11 protein-coding genes are annotated in these 15,667 nt (G+C 73.1%); 2 read left to right on the top strand and 9 right to left on the bottom strand.

The annotated features are described in order from the left end of the window. Positions 1 to 4: 4 nt before the first annotated feature. From G6W55_RS02565 to G6W55_RS02555, 4 genes are all read right to left on the bottom strand, one after another. Complete coding sequence (locus G6W55_RS02565; protein WP_175519089.1) at positions 5 to 1,174, bottom strand: lactate 2-monooxygenase; 1,170 nt, start codon at positions 1,172 to 1,174, stop codon at positions 5 to 7. Between the two features lie 188 nt (positions 1,175 to 1,362). Next, entirely contained in the window at positions 1,363 to 1,539 is a 177-nt protein-coding gene (locus tag G6W55_RS39365; protein ID WP_309243609.1) for a hypothetical protein, read from the bottom strand. A 1-nt stretch (position 1,540) separates the two neighbouring features. Further along, complete coding sequence (locus tag G6W55_RS02560; RefSeq protein WP_309243608.1) at positions 1,541 to 2,044, bottom strand: alpha/beta hydrolase; 504 nt, start codon at positions 2,042 to 2,044, stop codon at positions 1,541 to 1,543. After that, the gene (locus G6W55_RS02555; RefSeq protein ID WP_175519088.1) at positions 2,041 to 3,660 is read right to left on the bottom strand and encodes a cytosine permease; all 1,620 of its coding nucleotides are present in this window, start codon (positions 3,658 to 3,660) and stop codon (positions 2,041 to 2,043) included. The genes G6W55_RS02560 and G6W55_RS02555 overlap by 4 nt, the downstream gene beginning before the upstream one ends. A gap of 503 nt (positions 3,661 to 4,163) precedes the next feature. Here G6W55_RS02555 and G6W55_RS02550 point away from each other — a divergent pair. Beyond that, positions 4,164 to 4,601 carry a protease inhibitor gene (locus G6W55_RS02550; protein ID WP_175519087.1) on the top strand — a complete coding sequence of 146 codons (438 nt, stop codon included), beginning with the start codon at positions 4,164 to 4,166 and terminating at the stop codon, positions 4,599 to 4,601. 306 nt (positions 4,602 to 4,907) lie between these two features. On the opposite strand, the gene G6W55_RS02545 is transcribed toward G6W55_RS02550, so the two are convergent. From G6W55_RS02545 to G6W55_RS02530, 4 genes are all read right to left on the bottom strand, one after another. Then, on the bottom strand, positions 4,908 to 7,775 hold the full coding sequence (locus tag G6W55_RS02545) for an NHLP bacteriocin export ABC transporter permease/ATPase subunit (protein ID WP_175519086.1): 2,868 nt from the start codon (positions 7,773 to 7,775) through the stop codon (positions 4,908 to 4,910). A 1-nt stretch (position 7,776) separates the two neighbouring features. Beyond that, on the bottom strand, positions 7,777 to 10,035 hold the full coding sequence (locus G6W55_RS02540; RefSeq protein ID WP_175519085.1) for an NHLP family bacteriocin export ABC transporter peptidase/permease/ATPase subunit: 2,259 nt from the start codon (positions 10,033 to 10,035) through the stop codon (positions 7,777 to 7,779). After that, positions 10,032 to 10,838 carry an HlyD family efflux transporter periplasmic adaptor subunit gene (locus G6W55_RS02535; protein ID WP_175519084.1) on the bottom strand — a complete coding sequence of 269 codons (807 nt, stop codon included), beginning with the start codon at positions 10,836 to 10,838 and terminating at the stop codon, positions 10,032 to 10,034. Before G6W55_RS02535 ends, G6W55_RS02540 begins: the two co-directional genes overlap by 4 nt. A 132-nt stretch (positions 10,839 to 10,970) precedes the next feature. Then, on the bottom strand, positions 10,971 to 11,186 hold the full coding sequence (locus G6W55_RS02530) for a hypothetical protein (RefSeq protein WP_030795773.1): 216 nt from the start codon (positions 11,184 to 11,186) through the stop codon (positions 10,971 to 10,973). A 603-nt stretch (positions 11,187 to 11,789) separates the two neighbouring features. On the opposite strand from G6W55_RS02530, the gene G6W55_RS02525 reads away from it, so the two are divergent. Next, entirely contained in the window at positions 11,790 to 13,157 is a 1,368-nt protein-coding gene (locus G6W55_RS02525) for a S1 family peptidase (protein ID WP_175519083.1), read from the top strand. 58 nt (positions 13,158 to 13,215) lie between these two features. On the opposite strand, the gene G6W55_RS02520 is transcribed toward G6W55_RS02525, so the two are convergent. After that, positions 13,216 to 15,387: a SpoIIE family protein phosphatase gene (locus G6W55_RS02520; protein ID WP_375372420.1), complete on the bottom strand. Its 2,172-nt coding sequence runs from the start codon at positions 15,385 to 15,387 to the stop codon at positions 13,216 to 13,218. Positions 15,388 to 15,667: the final 280 nt, after the last annotated feature.

Raw genomic sequence — 15,667 nt, 5'->3', positions numbered from 1 at the left:
GCCGTCACCCTTCCGCTGTCTCCAGGTCGTGCGGTCCGACCGTCGTCGGGCTCGCGTGGCCGGACAGGGCGAGGGTGAGGTCCAGTTCGGCCAGCAGACAGCGGATCACGTGCTCGACGCCGGGCTGTCCGTCCAGACCGAGGCCGTAGACGTACGGGCGGCCCAGCAGCACGGCGCGGGCGCCCAGCGCGAGGGCCTTGAACACGTCGTCGCCGGTGCGGATGCCGCTGTCGAACAGCACGGTCAGCCGGTCGCCGACCGCCTGTGCCACCCGGGGCAGCGCGTCGGCGGCGGCGACCGAACCGGCCACCTGCCGGCCGCCGTGGTTGGACACCACCACGCCGTCCATCCCGGCGTCGGCGGCCAGCCGGGCGTCGTCCGGGTGCAGGACGCCCTTCAGGACGATCGGACCGTCCCAGTGCTCGCGCAGGAACGCCAGGTCCGGCCAGGTCTTCCCGGGGTCCGCGAACAGGCTCGTGAAGTGCAGCACGGCGGCGTTCGGATCCTCGTGCACCGGCTTGGCCAGACCCGCCCGGAACGCCGGGTCGGAGAAGTAGTTGGCGGTGCCGACGCCGTGCAGGAACGGCAGATACGCCTGGTCGAGATCGCGCGGCCGCCATGCGAGGAGCGGGGTGTCCAGGGTGACCACCAGCACCGAGAAGCCGCTCGCCCGCGCCCGGTCCAGGAAACTCCGGGTCACCTCGCGGTCCTTGGACCAGTAGAGCTGGAACCAGCGCTCGGCGTCCCCCATGGCCTCGGCCACCTCCTCCATCGGGGTGCTGGAGGCGGAGGAGAGGACGAACGGCACGCCCTGCGCGGCGGCGGCCCGCGCGGCCGCCCGCTCCGCCTCCGGATGCATGATCGACAGCACCCCGACCGGCGCCAGCGCCAGCGGGGCGGGCAGCGCCCGGCCCAGCACCTCCACCGACAGGTCCCGCTCGTGCACGTCCCGCAGCATCCGCGGCACGATCCGGCGGCGCTCCAGGGCCCGCCGGTTGGCGCGGGCCGTGCTGCCGTCGCCCGCGCTGCCCGCCACGTAGCCGACCGGACCCGGCCCGAGCCGCCGCTCGGTCAGTTCCTCCAGCCGGGTCAGATCGGTGGGCAGCCGGGGGACCGCGCCCGTCATGCCGTTCAGATAGATCTCGTACTGGAAGTCCGCCCAGTGCTTGGCCATCCGCCCGTCCCGCCTCTCGTCGTCGAGCCCGCGTGCACGGCGACGATACCCGCCGGTAGCGGGGGTGGAGGAGGGGCGGGCGGGGTCCGTTCAGGGCCTCCGTTCAGGGCCTCCGGTCAGGGGCTCCGGCCGGGGACTTCGTCCGGTGGCTCGGCCCGCGGCTCGGCCCGGTGGCTCGGTCCGAGGGCTCAGTCCGCGGCGGCCGACTCGTGCAGGACGCGGGCCGGTACGCGCGGCTGCGAGAACATCGGCCAGTGGCCGGTGTCCACTTCCACCAGCTCCCACCGGCCGCCCTCGACCGGGCCGGCCACCGCGGGCGGCGGAACGTCCCTGTCCAGGAGGCACTTGACGTACGTGGCGGGCACGTCACCCGGCGAGCCCTTCAGTTCGGCCGGCGGTGAGCGTGGCGCCCGGGTGCGGGGTGCCCTTGGCCAGGAACCGGGCGATGTGCGCGTCCGTGAGTCCCTGCCCCGCGAACTCCTCCGCGGCCGGGACCGGCCACAGCCCGCCGTGCTCCTCGATCGCGGCGCGGACCGGGTCGCCGGGCCGGCCCGACAGGGAGTCCTCCCCGTCGAAGGGGACGCTCGCGTCGACGTACGCCACCCGTCCCACCCGGTCCCCGATCCGCTCCGCCACCTGTCCGACCGGATGGTCGGAGTAGCTGTGGCCCACCAGCACCACGTCCCGCGCGCCGAGGCGCTCCACCTCAGCGACGACGTTCTCGGCATGGGTGCGCGGCCCCGCCGGGAGCGCGTGCTTCTCGGCGAGGCCGCTCAGGGTGACCGGACGGGCGTGGTCCCCGGCGCGTGCAGCTCGGCCGCCGCCTCGTCCCACGCCCACGCGCCCGGCACTCAGCACGAAATGCGTCACGCGGGCAACGTGGAGGAGGGGTCTGACAACGCCCCCTCCTCCGGCCCCTCCTCCGATCGCTCCTCGCCCTCCGCACCTGGTCCCGTGATGGGCCGTACCGGTACGTCCACCGTCCTGGCCAGCCGGGCGCCCTCGGGGCCGTACACCGCGCGGGGTTCGGGGAAGAGCCGCAGCAGGGCCAGGTAGAGCACGGCGGCGACGGCCAGGGACAGCGGCAGGCCGATGTCGACGCCGTTCGCGAGATCGCCGAGCGGGCCCACGAACTGGCCCGGGATGTTGGTGAACAGCACCCCGAGCAGCGCCGACACCCACCAGGCGGTCATACCGCGCCAGTTCCAGCCGTGCGCGAACCAGTAACGCCCGCCCCGCTGACGGCGGTTGAAGACCTGGAGTGCCTCCGGGTCGTACCAGCCGCGCCGGGAGAGGAAGCCCAGCATCATGACGACCATCCAGGGCGTCGTACACGTGATGATCATGGTGGCGAAGGTGGAGATCGACTGGACGAGGTCCAGGGCGAACCGGCCGACGAAGATGAAGCCGATCGACACCACGCCGACCAGCACCGTGGCCCGGACCCGGGACAGCCGGGGGAACACCGAGGAGAAGTCGAGGCCCGTGCCGTACAGCGAGGTCGTGCCGGTGGACATGCCGCCGATCAGGGCGAGCAGACACACCGGCAGGAAGAACCAGCCGGGCGAGATCGCGAGCAGCCCGCCCACGAAGTCGGGGGCGGCCGGGTCGACGTACTCGGGGGCCCGCGCGGCGATGATGCTCGCCGTGCCCAGCCCGAAGAGGAACGGCAGCAGCGTCGCGAGCTGGGAGAGGAACGCGGCGCCGATCACCCGGCGGCGCGGGGTGTCGGCCGGGATGTAGCGCGACCAGTCGCCGAGGAACGCCCCGAACGACACCGGGTTGGACAGCACGATCAGGGCCGCGCCGATGAACGACGGCCAGAACAGTGAACGGGTCGCCGCGTCCGCCGAGTCGGTGAAGACGCCGGCGTAGGAGGCGTCGAAGTCCCCGGCGAACGCGATCGCGCCGACCAGGAACAGCACGGTCGCCGAGGTCACCGCGATCTTGTTGACGAACAGCATGAACCGGAAGCCGTAGACGCAGACCGCGAGCACCAGCGCGGCGAACAGGGCGTAGGCGACGGCGTAGGTGAGGTCGCCGCGCGGCAGGCCGAAGAGCCGGTGGGCGCCGCCGACCAGCGCGTCTCCGGAGCTCCACACCGAGATGGAGAAGAACGCGACGGCGGTCAGCAGGGAGAGGAAGGAGCCGACGATCCGGCCGTGCACGCCCAGGTGCGCGGAGGAGGAGACGGCGTTGTTGGTGCCGTTGACCGGTCCGAAGACCGCCATCGGACACAGGATCAGGGCGCCGACGACGACCCCGAGGAGGGTGGCGGCCAGGCCCTGCCAGAAGGACAGGCCGAAGAGGATCGGGAAGGCCCCGAGGACGCAGGTGGAGAAGGTGTTCGCCCCGCCGAAGGCCAGCCGGAACAGGTCGAACGGGGTCGCGGTGCGCTCGGCGTCGGGGATGCGGTCCACGCCGTGGCTCTCGACCTCGGTGAGGGCCGGGGGAGACGTGACGGGGGAGGGGATAGGTGCGGTCAAGGCAGGCTCCAGCAGCGGGTGTTCGACGGTGGAGCGCGGGGTGGCGCGGGTGGAACGCGGACGGCCGGCGCCGCCGCCGGGTGGGCGGTGCGGGCGGACGCCGTCCGGGGACGGGGTCCGCCGACCGTACGGGTCATGACAAGCCCTCGACCAGCAGGCGGATCATCCATTTTTCGCGGCCCGGATGGATGAATCGTCCCGGCGTTGTGGCGTTGCAGCAAAGTTCGCAGGGCGAATCGCGATCCGAGCGGAATGTTTCAGGCCGATTAAGCAAGCTATGAAAACCGGCCAAGTGGCCGACTTCGCGGCTCCGGAAGCCCTTGCTTTCGGCGTTGGAACGTTCGAATTCTGTGACTTCACGCCACTGTTTGAATACGCAATGTTACTGAAACGCGTGGGGTCGATGTGAGTTTCGGCGCCGGACTCGGCAGAGTGGCGCTCGCCGGATCCGACGCCGATCGCATCGGCCGGCACCCCCCGAATCGAGCGGAAGGATGCACACAATGCGGAACACCGCGCGCTGGGCAGCGACTCTCGGCCTCACGGCCGCCGCCGTCTGCGGACCCCTCACCGGGTCCGCGCTCGCCGCCCCGGCCGCAGCACCGGCCTCGCTCTACGCCCCGTCGGCCCTGGTGCTCACCATGGGCCACGGCGAGAGCGCCGCCACCGTCAACGCGGCTCGTGCCGTCACCCTGAACTGTGCGCCCGGTGCCTCCGGCACCCACCCGGCACCGGCCCTGGCCTGTGCCGAACTGCGCGCGGCGGGAGGCGACCTGGAGCTGCTGGCGGGGAGCACGAGCGGCAGGGTGTGTACCAAGCAGTACGACCCCGTCGTCGTCACCGTCGACGGAGTGTGGCAGGGCAAGCGCGTCTCCTTCGAGCGCACCTTCGCCAACGAATGCGTGAAGAACGCTGCCGTGAGCACGCTCTTCGCGTTCTGAGACCGGGATCGCGTACCCCCCGTGGACGCCGCGACAGGCTCGTGACGTGGGGAGTGCGAGCCACTGAACACGGGGCGACCGCGATCTCGTACCCAGGGGCCGGAAGAGGCGGAGTGGGGCCGCCGTCCGGCCCCTGGGGTCATTTCGTCCCGGGCACCGGGGAACCCGCCGGGTCCCGACGCCTCTCCCCGGGCGTCGTGCCTCCCGCCGGCGGAGGCTTCCCTCCCCGGTCGCGGGAAGAGCCGCCGTCCACCCCGGACGGCGGCCTTCTCGCGTCCGCGGCCCGCACGTCGACCGCCGCCTCCGTCACGCCAACTGCCGCCGCACCAGCTCCCGCAGCCGCCCGTCCGGGTCGGCGAGCAGTGCGGCCGGGGGGCCCTGTTCGACGATTCTGCCGTTCTCCATGACGATCACCCGGTCGGCGTCCATGACCGTGGACAGCCGGTGCGCGATGACGACGCGGGTGGCGTTCAGCTTGCGGGTGCTCTCGATGACCGTGCGCTGGGTGTCGTTGTCCAGCGCGCTGGTCGCCTCGTCGAGGAACAGGATGCGCGGCCGGCGGATCAGCGCCTGCGCGATCATCAGCCGCTGACGCTGGCCCCCGGAGACCGAACCGCTGCCGGCGACGATCGTGTGCAGTCCCATCGGCATCCGCTCGATGTCCCGTGCGAGCCCCGCCAGTTCGGCGGCCGCCATCACCTCCTCCGGCGGATACGAACCCGTCCCGGAGATCACGTCCATGATCGAGCCGGTGAACGGCTGGGCGTGCTGGAGCACCACCCCGCACTGCCGGCGCACCGCCGCCAGGTCCAGCGCGGCCAGGTCCTGGCCGTCGTAGAGCACACTGCCCGACGCGGGGCGGTCGAAGCCGATCAGCAGTCGGAGCAGGGTCGACTTGCCGCAGCCGCTCGGGCCGACGACGGCCGTGAACTCGCCCGGCCGCACCGCGAAGGAGACGTCGTCCAGGACGAGCGGTCCGTCGTCGGAGTAGCGGAACGACAGCCGGCGGGCCTCCAGCGCACCCGACAGCGGACCCGGGCGGGTGCTCGCCGCGCGCACCTCGGGCGCCGCCTCCAGGACCGGCCGGATCTCCTCGAACAGCGGCAGCGCCGCCACCGCCGCCACGAACGCACCGGTCAGCGAGGTGACCGCGGTCAGCAGCATCGTCACCGACGTGTGGAAGGTGAGGAAGTCCGCCGCCGACAGCGCGCCCCGCGCCGGACCGGACAGCAGCATGAACATCAGCAGCGAGCACAGCGGCAGATGGACCGCGCCCAGCACCGTGCTGAGGTTCTTGATCCGGCCCAGCCGCTGCTGGAGCTCCCGGCTGCGCGCGAACTCCTCGGCCCAGGCCGCGTAGGCGTAGTTCTCGGCGGCCGCCACCCGCAGCTTCGGCAGCCCGCGCAGGGTCTGGAACGCCTGGTTGTTCAGCTTGTTGGAGAGCACCACCAGCCGCCGCTGCCAGCGCACCTGCCACAGCCCGAGCCCCAGGAACACGGCCGCCACGACGACCAGCATCCCCACCGCGGCCAGCGCCAGCGGCACGCTGTACCAGAGCAGCAGCCCCAGGTTCATCGCACCGACCGTCACCGACTGCGCCACCGAGGGACCGAGGCCCGCGAGGAGCCGCCGGATCGCACTGATCCCCATGGCCGCGCTCGCCAGTTCGCCCGTCGAGCGCTCGGCGAAGAAGGCCGTCGGCAGTCTCAGCAGCCGGTCCCACACGGCCGGTTGCAGGGTCGCCTCGATCCGCCCCTCCAGACGCAGGATCGTCAGATTCTGGAGCAGCGTGAACACCGCCGCCACCAGCGCGCCGACCAGCACCGCCACGCACACCTGCGCGATCAGCCCCTCCTGGGCTCTCGGCACGTACTCGCCGAGCACCTTTCCGGTGGCGACCGGCACCAGCGCCCCGATCGCCACCGTCACCAGACCGCTCAGCAGCAGATGGGCCAGGTCACCGCCGGTGCCCCGCACACTGAACCGCAGCAGCCCGAGCGGACCGAGCCGCCGCTCGGGCAGCGGCCGGTAGAACATGACGGCCCGCGGCTCGAACTCCGCCGCGTTGGCCTTCTCGACGGGCGTCTCCCGCCCCGTCGACGGATGGACGCACACATAGCCGCCGCGCCGCCACAGCAGTGCGACCGGCGTCCCGGAGAGGACCCGGTGGCCGACCAGCGGACCCACGTCGTCGCGCCACCAGCGTCCGTCGAGCCGCACCGCCCGGGTGCGGACCCGGGAGGCCACGGCGATCCGCTCGACCGGGTCCAGCCGGTCGTCCGGCCGGTCGCCGTCCGCCCCGCCGCGGGCCGGCTCGACGAGGGCGATCCCGGCCGCCCGCGCCGCCAGCCGGCACGCGGCGAACGTGGCGTCCGCGTCGGCGGCGGTCGTCCGGCCGGAACGCGGCCCCGCCGTGCGGCCGATGGACGCGAGGAGCGTGCGGTCGGCCCGGGCCCGGACCGCCTCACCGGCCTCGATCCCGGCGGCGGTCCGTGTCTCGTGGGTCCGCTCGATCTGCTCGATCCACCGGTCCAGCGTGGTCAGCAGCCGGTACTGCTGGTCGACCATGCTCTGCCACACCGCCGGGTCCATCAGCAGATCGGCGGCCGCCTCCGGACCGTACAGCGACCCGTACCGCACGCTGCCCGGCGGCACCGGCATCCAGAACACGTCGTCGTCGGTCAGCTCCGCCGCGCCGCCCTCGCCGGTGGCCGTCGGCGCCTGGAACAGCACGGACAGGGCGCGGCCCACACCGAGCGCGAGCGCGTACTCCAGCGGGCTCGACACCGGCGGGACGTGCTGCGGTGCGCCATGAGCGTCGTACGCCTCGTACATGTCCTGGCCGCCCCATGTCCCGGTGTCCGCCTGCCGGTACAGCTCGCGCAGGCCGATGCGGTGCACCACGCAGTCGCGGGACGGGCGGGCCACCAGTGTGTGCCGGGCGCCGGCGACCGGGCCGAGCAGCAGGGCGCCCGCCTCCAGCCGGCCCAGATGATGCCAGTGCCCCTGCTCGGCGACGTCCACCGCGAACAGGTCCAGCGCCCCGGACACCACCAGCCACAGCACCTGGGGGCCCGCCAGATCGAGCCGGGCGAGGCCCGCGCAGTCGACGCGCACGCCCGACTGCCCGAGCGCGGCGAGCACCTGGTCGCCCTGCTGCCGTACGCCGGTCATCTCACCGCTCCCCGACCAGCGCCGCGTACGCCCCGCCGCGCGCCACGAGGTCGTCGTGCCGCCCGCGTTCGACCACCGTGCCGTGCTGGAGGACGACGATCTCGTCGCTGTCGCGGACCGTGCTCAGCCGGTGCGCGATCACCACACAGGCGCAGCCGCGCCGCCGCAGGTTGTCCATGACGACCCGTTCCGTCTCCGCGTCCAGCGCGCTCGTCACCTCGTCCAGCACCAGGATGCTCGGCCGGCGCACCAGCGCCCGCGCGATCTCCAGCCGCTGGCGCTGGCCGCCGGAGAAGTTCCGCCCGTCCTGCTCGACCCGGCTGTGGATCCCGCCCGGACGCCGCGTCACCACGTCGTACAGGGCCGCGTCGCGCAGCGCGGCCACGACCGCCTCGTCCGGCACGGACGGATCCCACAGCGCCACGTTGTCGCGGACCGTGCCCTCGAAGAGGAACACCTCCTGGTCGACGAAGGAGACGGAGGCGGCCAGCGCCCCGCGCGGAATGTCGTCCAGCCGCCGCCCGTCGATCCGGATCACCCCCTCCCAGGGCGCGTACAGGCCCGAGATCAGCCGTGACACGGTCGACTTGCCGCTGCCCGAGCCGCCCACCAGCGCCACCTGCTGCCCCGGACCGACCGTCAGGTCGAAACCGGACAGCAGCGGCTTGTCCAGCGGGCTGTACCCGAACGTGACGTCCACCAGCTCCACCAGACCGCGCAGCCGGCGCGTCGAGCCGTCGGCACCTGCCGGGCGGTCGTAGAGCGGATCGGCGCGGAAGTTCTCCACGTCCTTCAGCCGCGCCACGTCCGCCGCGAAGTCCTGGATCCGCCCCGCCACCCCGTTCAGCCGGGTCAGCGGCGCCGTGAACCGGGTGACCAGCGCCTGGAACGCGACCAGCAGACCCACCGAGATACCGCCCTCGATCGCCCGCACCCCGCCGATCCACAGGATCAGCGCGCTGTTGAGCGAGGCCAGCGTCGGCGCCACCACCCCCAGCCAGGCGCTCGGCACCCCGAGCCGCTGCTGCTCCTCCAGCGTCGTCGCGTGCTGCCCCGCCCACTTGCGGAAGTAGGCGTCCTCACCGCCGGTCGCCTTCATCGTCTCGATCAACTGGAGCCCGGTATAAGCCGTGTTGGTGAGCCGCGCCGAGTCGGCCCGCAGCTTCGCCGTGCGCGTCGCCCGCATCCGTACGACGACCCGCATGGCGACCACGTTCAGCAGCGCCACCCCGACGCCCACGAACGTCAGTTGGGGGTCGTAGGTGTAGAGGAGCACCGCGTACAGGACGACGACGACCGCGTCCACGCCCGCCGCCGCCAGATCCCGGGCCAGGGTCTCGGCCACCGCGTCGTTGGACTGGAGACGCTGGACCAGATCGGCGGGGCTGCGCTGGGAGAAGAAGGTCACCGGCAGCCGCAGCAGATGCCGCAGGAAGCGGGCGCTGGAGAGCGTCGAGGAGACGATCCGGCCGTGGTGCAGATTGGCCTGCTGGAGCCAGGTCAGCACCAGGGACAGCAGGACGCAGGCGCCCATCGCCGCGAACAGCGTGCCCAGCAGCGAGGTCTGACCACCGATCAGATACGTGTCGATCCAGGTCCGGCTCAGCGCCGGCACCGCGGCGCCCACCACGACCAGCAGCAGACTCGCCAGCACGGCGGCCGGCAGGGTGCCCGCGGTGCCGCGCAGCCGGGCCGGCAGCGCGCCCAGCACCCCGGGGCGGCGGCCGCCGCGCTCGAAACCCTCACCGGGTTCCAGCACCAGGACCACCCCGGTGAAGCTGCCGTCGAAGTCCTCCATCGGCACGAACCGCCGCCCCTTGCCGGGGTCGTTGACGAACACCCCGCGGCGTCCGAAGCGGCGGCCCATCCCGTCGTAGACGACGTAGTGGTTGAACTCCCAGAACAGGATCGCGGGCGACTTCACCGCGGCGAGCGCGGCCAGGTCCATCTGCATGCCCTTGGCCGTCAGCCCGTAACCGCGCGCGGCCTTCAGGAGGTTGCCGGCGCGAGAGCCGTCCCGCGAGACACCGCACGCGATGCGCAGCTCCTCCAGCGGGACGTGCCGGCCGTAGTGGGCGAGGACCATGGCGAGCGAGGCCGCGCCGCACTCGACGGCCTCCATCTGGAGCACGGTGGGCGTCCGGACCGTCTTCACCCGGCTCCGGGGGACGGCCGTGCGGCGGGGCGGCGCGGCCCGGCGCCGGCCGCGTCGGTCGCCTCGGGCGGGACGGCTGCGGCGGTCCTGTCGGTCGGTGGTCATGGCAGCAGCCAGTCGACCGGGCGCTGCGCGGCCACCCGGATCGCACCGGAGGCCAGGGTCATGGAGGTCAGCCGGTGGGGCGGCCCGTCCTTCGAGGACCAGCGGTAGCCGCTCTTCGTCGACGGCGAGGGATCGAGGCGGACCAGGACGGCCACCGGCCGGCCGTCCTTCGTGAACTGCTCGCCGAGCCCGCTGTCGCCGAGGAACGCGGCGATCCGCTGCGCCGACTGGGCGGTGCGGTCCACCGACTTCACATGGCCGCGCAGCACGCCGTACTCCTGCGACGGCACGGTCTGCACGGTCAGGTCGACCGCCGCGCCCTCCGCCACCGACGCGGCGTGCTGCGCCGGCACGTACACCGTGGCGTACAGCGGGTCGTCGGCGTCGGCGACCTTCTCCACGGCGGCGACGTTCGCGCCGGTGGAGATGATCTGGCCGAGGGTGGCGGCCAGTGCCGTGATCCGGCCGGAGGCGACCGTGCGGACCACCGTCTCGCCGTCGGCCGTGCGCACCTTCAGCACGGGCGCGTTCGCGGGCAGTCGTTCGCCCTCCTTCGCGAGGACGGCGGTGACCTGGCCGGCCGCCGGGCTCTGGAGGATGTAGCTGCCCTCGCCGTGGGTGAGGACGGCCGGCGCGTCCACCGTGGAGGAGACCGAACCGGTCACCGCCCATACGGACGCGGCCGCCATGACGACCACCGTCACGGACAGCACCAGCCAGCCCTGCGGGCGTGCGAAACGCACCGGAAGGTCGAGCTCCTCCGGCGACTGGAGTCTGGCGAGGGCCTGTTGGCGGAACTGCACGGGCTTCTCTCGGGGATGGGGCGAAGGGAACGGATGGGGCGATGGGAACGGGTGGGGCGATGGGAAGGGGCACGCCGACGGGTCCCGGAGCCGGACACCGGCTCCGGGACCCGGAAGGTCACACGGGTGCGGTCAGAGACCGGCGACCAGGTTGGTGACCGGGGCGGTGCTCAGGCCGGTGACGCCCTCGACCGTGCCGACGGCCGTGTCGACCAGGCCGGAGACCGGGGCGACGCCGTCCACCAGGCCGGTGACGGCACCCAGGGCGTTGAGGGACAGACCGCCGGAGACGTTGTCCAGCTCGGCGTCGGCGATCTCGGCGGTCTCGACCTGGGGGATGGAGGTCATGGGGAACTTCCCTTCACATGGAAATCTCTACAAGGGGGGAGCGGCCCCCTCTGGGGACAGACGGCCGCGAACCGCGGGCCCTGAGCGCCCGTTCCCGGACGCCCCCGGCTTCCCGCGGTGCGATGGATCAAAGCAGGTCCGCGGCGCGCGCAGCCACCCGCGCACCCTCCTCACCTGGGCACTTGCGGCACAGACGCGGGAAACCGTGCAGACGCGCGCACCCGATGTCGGCCACTTCTCCACAGCTTTGCCGGTAACGGCCGGCACCGGTGCGGGGAGCGGGGCCGCGAATCGGACACTCCCGGCCCGCCGGCCCTCGGGACACCCCCCCGGTTGTGCAGAACCGCCGCGCCCCGTGACCCGCTTGGGCAATCCATGTGCAGATTCCCTGAAGCCGGGATTCCGCTCGCAGATGTCGACGGACCGTCACCACCCGGACACACCCCGGTCGAACCGGCGGATTCCCGGACCCGCAAAGGAAGTTGGCAATCGCGATGAACGCATCACCCGCCCCCCGCGTACCTATGGCCAACCAGGCGCCGCTGTACGACGGGGCTGCCGAACGCCGGCAGCCGGACCCCGCCCCCCAGGAGGTCGAGTTTTTTGAGTCACAAGCGAGTTTCGAAGCGCAAGGCCGTGATCGCGGTCGGCGGTGTGGCGGCGCTCGGAGCGGCGGCATTCCTGCTTCCCCACGCCAATGCCTCGCAGGACGGCTCGGGCGACACCACCGCGGTGAAGACCCTCAAGGCGGGCGACGCCTCGGATCTCGCCTCCCGGCTCCAGGAACTGCTCGGCGACGCCTTCGCCGGTTCGTACTACGACGCCGCGCAGCAGCAGCTCGTGGTCAACGTGATCGACGTCTCCGGCGACAAGAACAACGTCATCGTGCAGGCCCAGAAGGCCGGCGCCAAGGTCCGTGAGGTCGAGAACAGCACGGCCGAGCTGAAGACCGCGGCCCAGACCCTCAAGGCCCGCGCGACCATACCCGGCACCTCGTGGGCCGTCGATCCGCGCACGAACCAGATCCTGGTCACCGCCGACTCCACGGTCACCGGCGGCAAGTGGGACCGCCTGGAGTCCACCGTCCAGAGCCTCGGCTCGGGCGTGGCGACCATCAAGAAGTCGGCCGGCACCTTCAAGACCTTCGCCTCCGGCGGCGACGCCATCTTCGCCGGCGGGGCGCGCTGTTCCCTCGGCTTCAACGTGACCGCGGGCGACGGCTCCCCGGCCTTCCTGACGGCCGGTCACTGCGGCGTCGCGGCCGAGCAGTGGTCCGACGCGCAGAACGGCGCGCCGATCGCCACCGTCGACCAGGCGACCTTCCCCGGCGACGGCGACTTCGCACTCGTGAAGTACGACGACCCCAACACCCAGGCGCCCAGCGAGGTCAACCTCGGCCAGCAGACGGTGCAGATCAGCGGGGCCGCCGACGCGACCGTGGGCACCCAGGTCTTCCGGATGGGCAGCACCACCGGGCTGTCCGACGGCCAGGTGCTCGGCCTCGACGCCACCGTGAACTACCCCGAGGGCACGGTCACCGGACTCATCCAGACCAACGTGTGCGCCGAGCCCGGCGACAGCGGCGGCTCCCTGTTCACCCAGGACGGTCTGGCGATCGGTCTGACCTCCGGCGGCAGCGGTGACTGCACCGTGGGCGGCGAGACGTTCTTCCAGCCGGTGACCACCGCCCTCCAGGCGGTCGGCGCGACCCTCGGCGACGGTGGCGCGGGCGGCGGCCTCGGTGCCGACGACCAGGTCGGCGGCGAGGAGGCCGGAGCAGGTGCGGGCGCGGACCAGGGCGCCGGTGCCGGTGAAGAGGCCGGCGCGGGCCAGGAGGCGGGCGCGGGCCAGGAGGCCGGCGCCGACGACCAGGCCGGTGCGGACGACCAGCAGGCCGGTGACGCGGGCGGCAACGGCGGCGGCCACGGCAAGGCACGCGGCGGCAACGGCGCCGGTACGGGCGGGCACTGACCCGGACACCCAGTGACGGTCCGGCCCTCCGGCGGGAGGGCCGGACTTCCGTCTGCGGTCAGCCGTCTTCTCCCACCGGTTCTCCCACCGCTTCTCCCGCCGCCCGCAGCAACAGCAGCGCCACGTCGTCGATGCGCTCCTCGGCCGTCGCGTAGTGGCCCACCAGCTCGTCGGCCACCTCCTCCAGCGGACGGTCCCCGGCCTCGCCGAGCCGCCGCCCCAGTTCGGCGATCGCCTCCTCGATGTCCACCCCCGGCGACTCGATCAGCCCGTCGGTGTAGAGGGCGAGGACACTGCCCGGCGACAGGTCCACCTCCGTCGTCGGATAGGTGGCCGTCGGCACGATGCCCAGCGGCGGCCCGCCCGCCAGGTCCAGGACCCGCACCCGGCCGTCCGCCCGGCGCAGCAGCGGCGGCGGATGACCCGCGCGGGCCATGACCGCCCGGTGCCGCTCCGGATCCAGGCGCAGATACAGACAACTGGCGAACCGGTCCGAGCCCAGGTCGATCAGCAGCCGGTTGGTGCTGCGCATGACCTCCCCCGGCTCCTGCCCGACCGTCGTGTACGCGCGCACGGCGGTACGGATCTGCCCCATCAGCCCGGCCGCCGTCACATTGTGCCCCTGCACGTCCCCGATCACCGCGGCGGGCAGCGGACGGGAGGGCACCAGGTCGTAGAAGTCGCCGCCGATCTCCATGCCCCGGGTGGCCGGCAGATAGCGGGCCGTCGCCTCGATGCCGGGCAGTGCGGGCAGCGAGGGCGGCAGCAGGGCCGCCTGGAGCCCGTGCGCGAGCTGGTGCTTGGCGTCGTAGAGCAGGGCACGGTCCAGCGCCTGCGCGATCAGGCCCGCCAGGCTGGTGAGCACCGCCCGCTCATGGGTGGAGAACAGATGCGGGGTGGCGTACGCCAGCACACAGGCGCCCACCGGGCGGCCGGAGGCGATCAGCGGCAGGAACGCCCAGGACGCGAACCCGTCGGGGCTCTCCTGCCGGGCCGGGTACAGATGTTCGAGCTGCCGTCGTGACTCGAAGAACGCGGGCACCCCGTGGACGACGGTGTGCGCGCCCGGCGTCTGCGAGGACAACGGCATCCCGTCGAACCGCCGCACCACCCGCGGATCGGGATACCCGTGATGCCCCAGCACGTGCAGCCGCCCGGCCCGCGCCCCCAGCAGCGCCAGCGCCTGGCTGCCCACGGCCGGCGCGATCTCGTCCGCGACCAGCCCCACCACGTCCTGCACGCTCACCGTCTCCGTGAGCGCCCCCGCCAGGCTCAGCGCCTGCGACATCGACACCAGCCGGGTCGGCGCGTCCCCCGACCGCGGGCCCGACGGTCTGTTCTCCGTCACCGCCCGGGCCCGGGAGATCCGCACACTGATCCCGGTGATGCTCGGATACAGCCGGAACGACAGCCAGTCCGAGGGCGGCCGCAGCGCCACGAACGACACCGCGTCCTGGCTGATCAGCGCTGCCCGGTAGCGCTCCTCGTAGGACGGGTCGTTCAGCCAGGGCACCGACGCCCACAACTGGGTGCCGAGCAGCTTGGTGGCCGGGACGCCGAGCATCTCCGCCGCGGCCGCGTTGACGAACCCCACCCGTCCGCCCAGATCCAGCGAGCACAGCCCGTACGGCAGCCGGGCCACCATCCGCGCCGCCTCCACCGGGCCCAGGGTGCGGGCGGCACCGCCCACCGACCCCGCGTCCAGCAGATCGGACTCGGCGCGCACGGTCCGGTTCTCCTGCGCCGCCCGCTCCAGCCGCGCCGCGAGCCGGTCGCAGGCCGAGGTCAGCTCCCGGCGCTCCCGCTCGGTCAGCTCCGGCGGGCGCGAGCCGGGCCAGGTCACGAAGACGGCGCCGTACACCCGTTCGGCCGTCGCCAGCGGTACGGCGGCGAGCGCGAAGGGATACGGCAGCACGACCGCGATCCGCGGATAGCGCCGGGCCATCTCCTCCTGCCCGCCCACCCACACCAGCCGCCGCTCGCGCACCGCGTCCGCCACCGGGATCGGCGCGCTCAGCCCCACCCGCTCCCAGGGCGCCGCGAACGACCGGGGCAGCCCCGCCATCACCGCCATCTCCAGCAGCGGCTCGTCACCGGGCCGCAGATACACGGCACCCGAGTGCGCCCCGACGGCGTCCATCATCGCGGTCAGCGCCAACGACAGCAGCGGCTCCCGGATCGGTGGCCGAACGGCGGCGGCCGCGTCCCGCGCATCGACCACGGCGACCACCTCCTCACCAGGCCGCACGACCCCCGAACCCAAATCTGCCCCCTACACGCCCACCGCGCACCTGAAGAACACGAGGATCGCGCCCGGAAGGGGCGCGGGGAACTGCGCGACCAGCCCCCACGGACCCGCACCCGCTTCCGACCGCACGGCCCCTCCTCACCGGCGCCCACCCCAACCCCCCAGGGGCGCGGGGAACTGCGCGACCGGCCCCCACCGGACCCGCACCCGGCCGCGACCCGTACAAACCCCGGTCCGTCCCCGCGAAGCGACGTCACAGGGG

The organism is Streptomyces sp. CAI-85 (assembly GCF_013363615.1).
Classification (GTDB): domain Bacteria; phylum Actinomycetota; class Actinomycetes; order Streptomycetales; family Streptomycetaceae; genus Streptomyces; species Streptomyces antibioticus_B.
The sequence above is the reverse complement of the archived record's forward strand: the minus strand, read 5'-3'. Positions and strand labels throughout refer to the sequence as shown.

Coding starts and splice junctions, on each gene's coding strand:
- G6W55_RS02565 (WP_175519089.1), bottom strand. CDS start 1,174: ATGGCCAAGCACTGGGCGGACTTCCAGTACGAGATCTATCTGAACGGC.
- G6W55_RS02550 (WP_175519087.1), top strand. CDS start 4,164: ATGCGGAACACCGCGCGCTGGGCAGCGACTCTCGGCCTCACGGCCGCC.
- G6W55_RS02545 (WP_175519086.1), bottom strand. CDS start 7,775: ATGACCGGCGTACGGCAGCAGGGCGACCAGGTGCTCGCCGCGCTCGGG.
- G6W55_RS02540 (WP_175519085.1), bottom strand. CDS start 10,035: ATGACCACCGACCGACAGGACCGCCGCAGCCGTCCCGCCCGAGGCGAC.
- G6W55_RS02530 (WP_030795773.1), bottom strand. CDS start 11,186: ATGACCTCCATCCCCCAGGTCGAGACCGCCGAGATCGCCGACGCCGAG.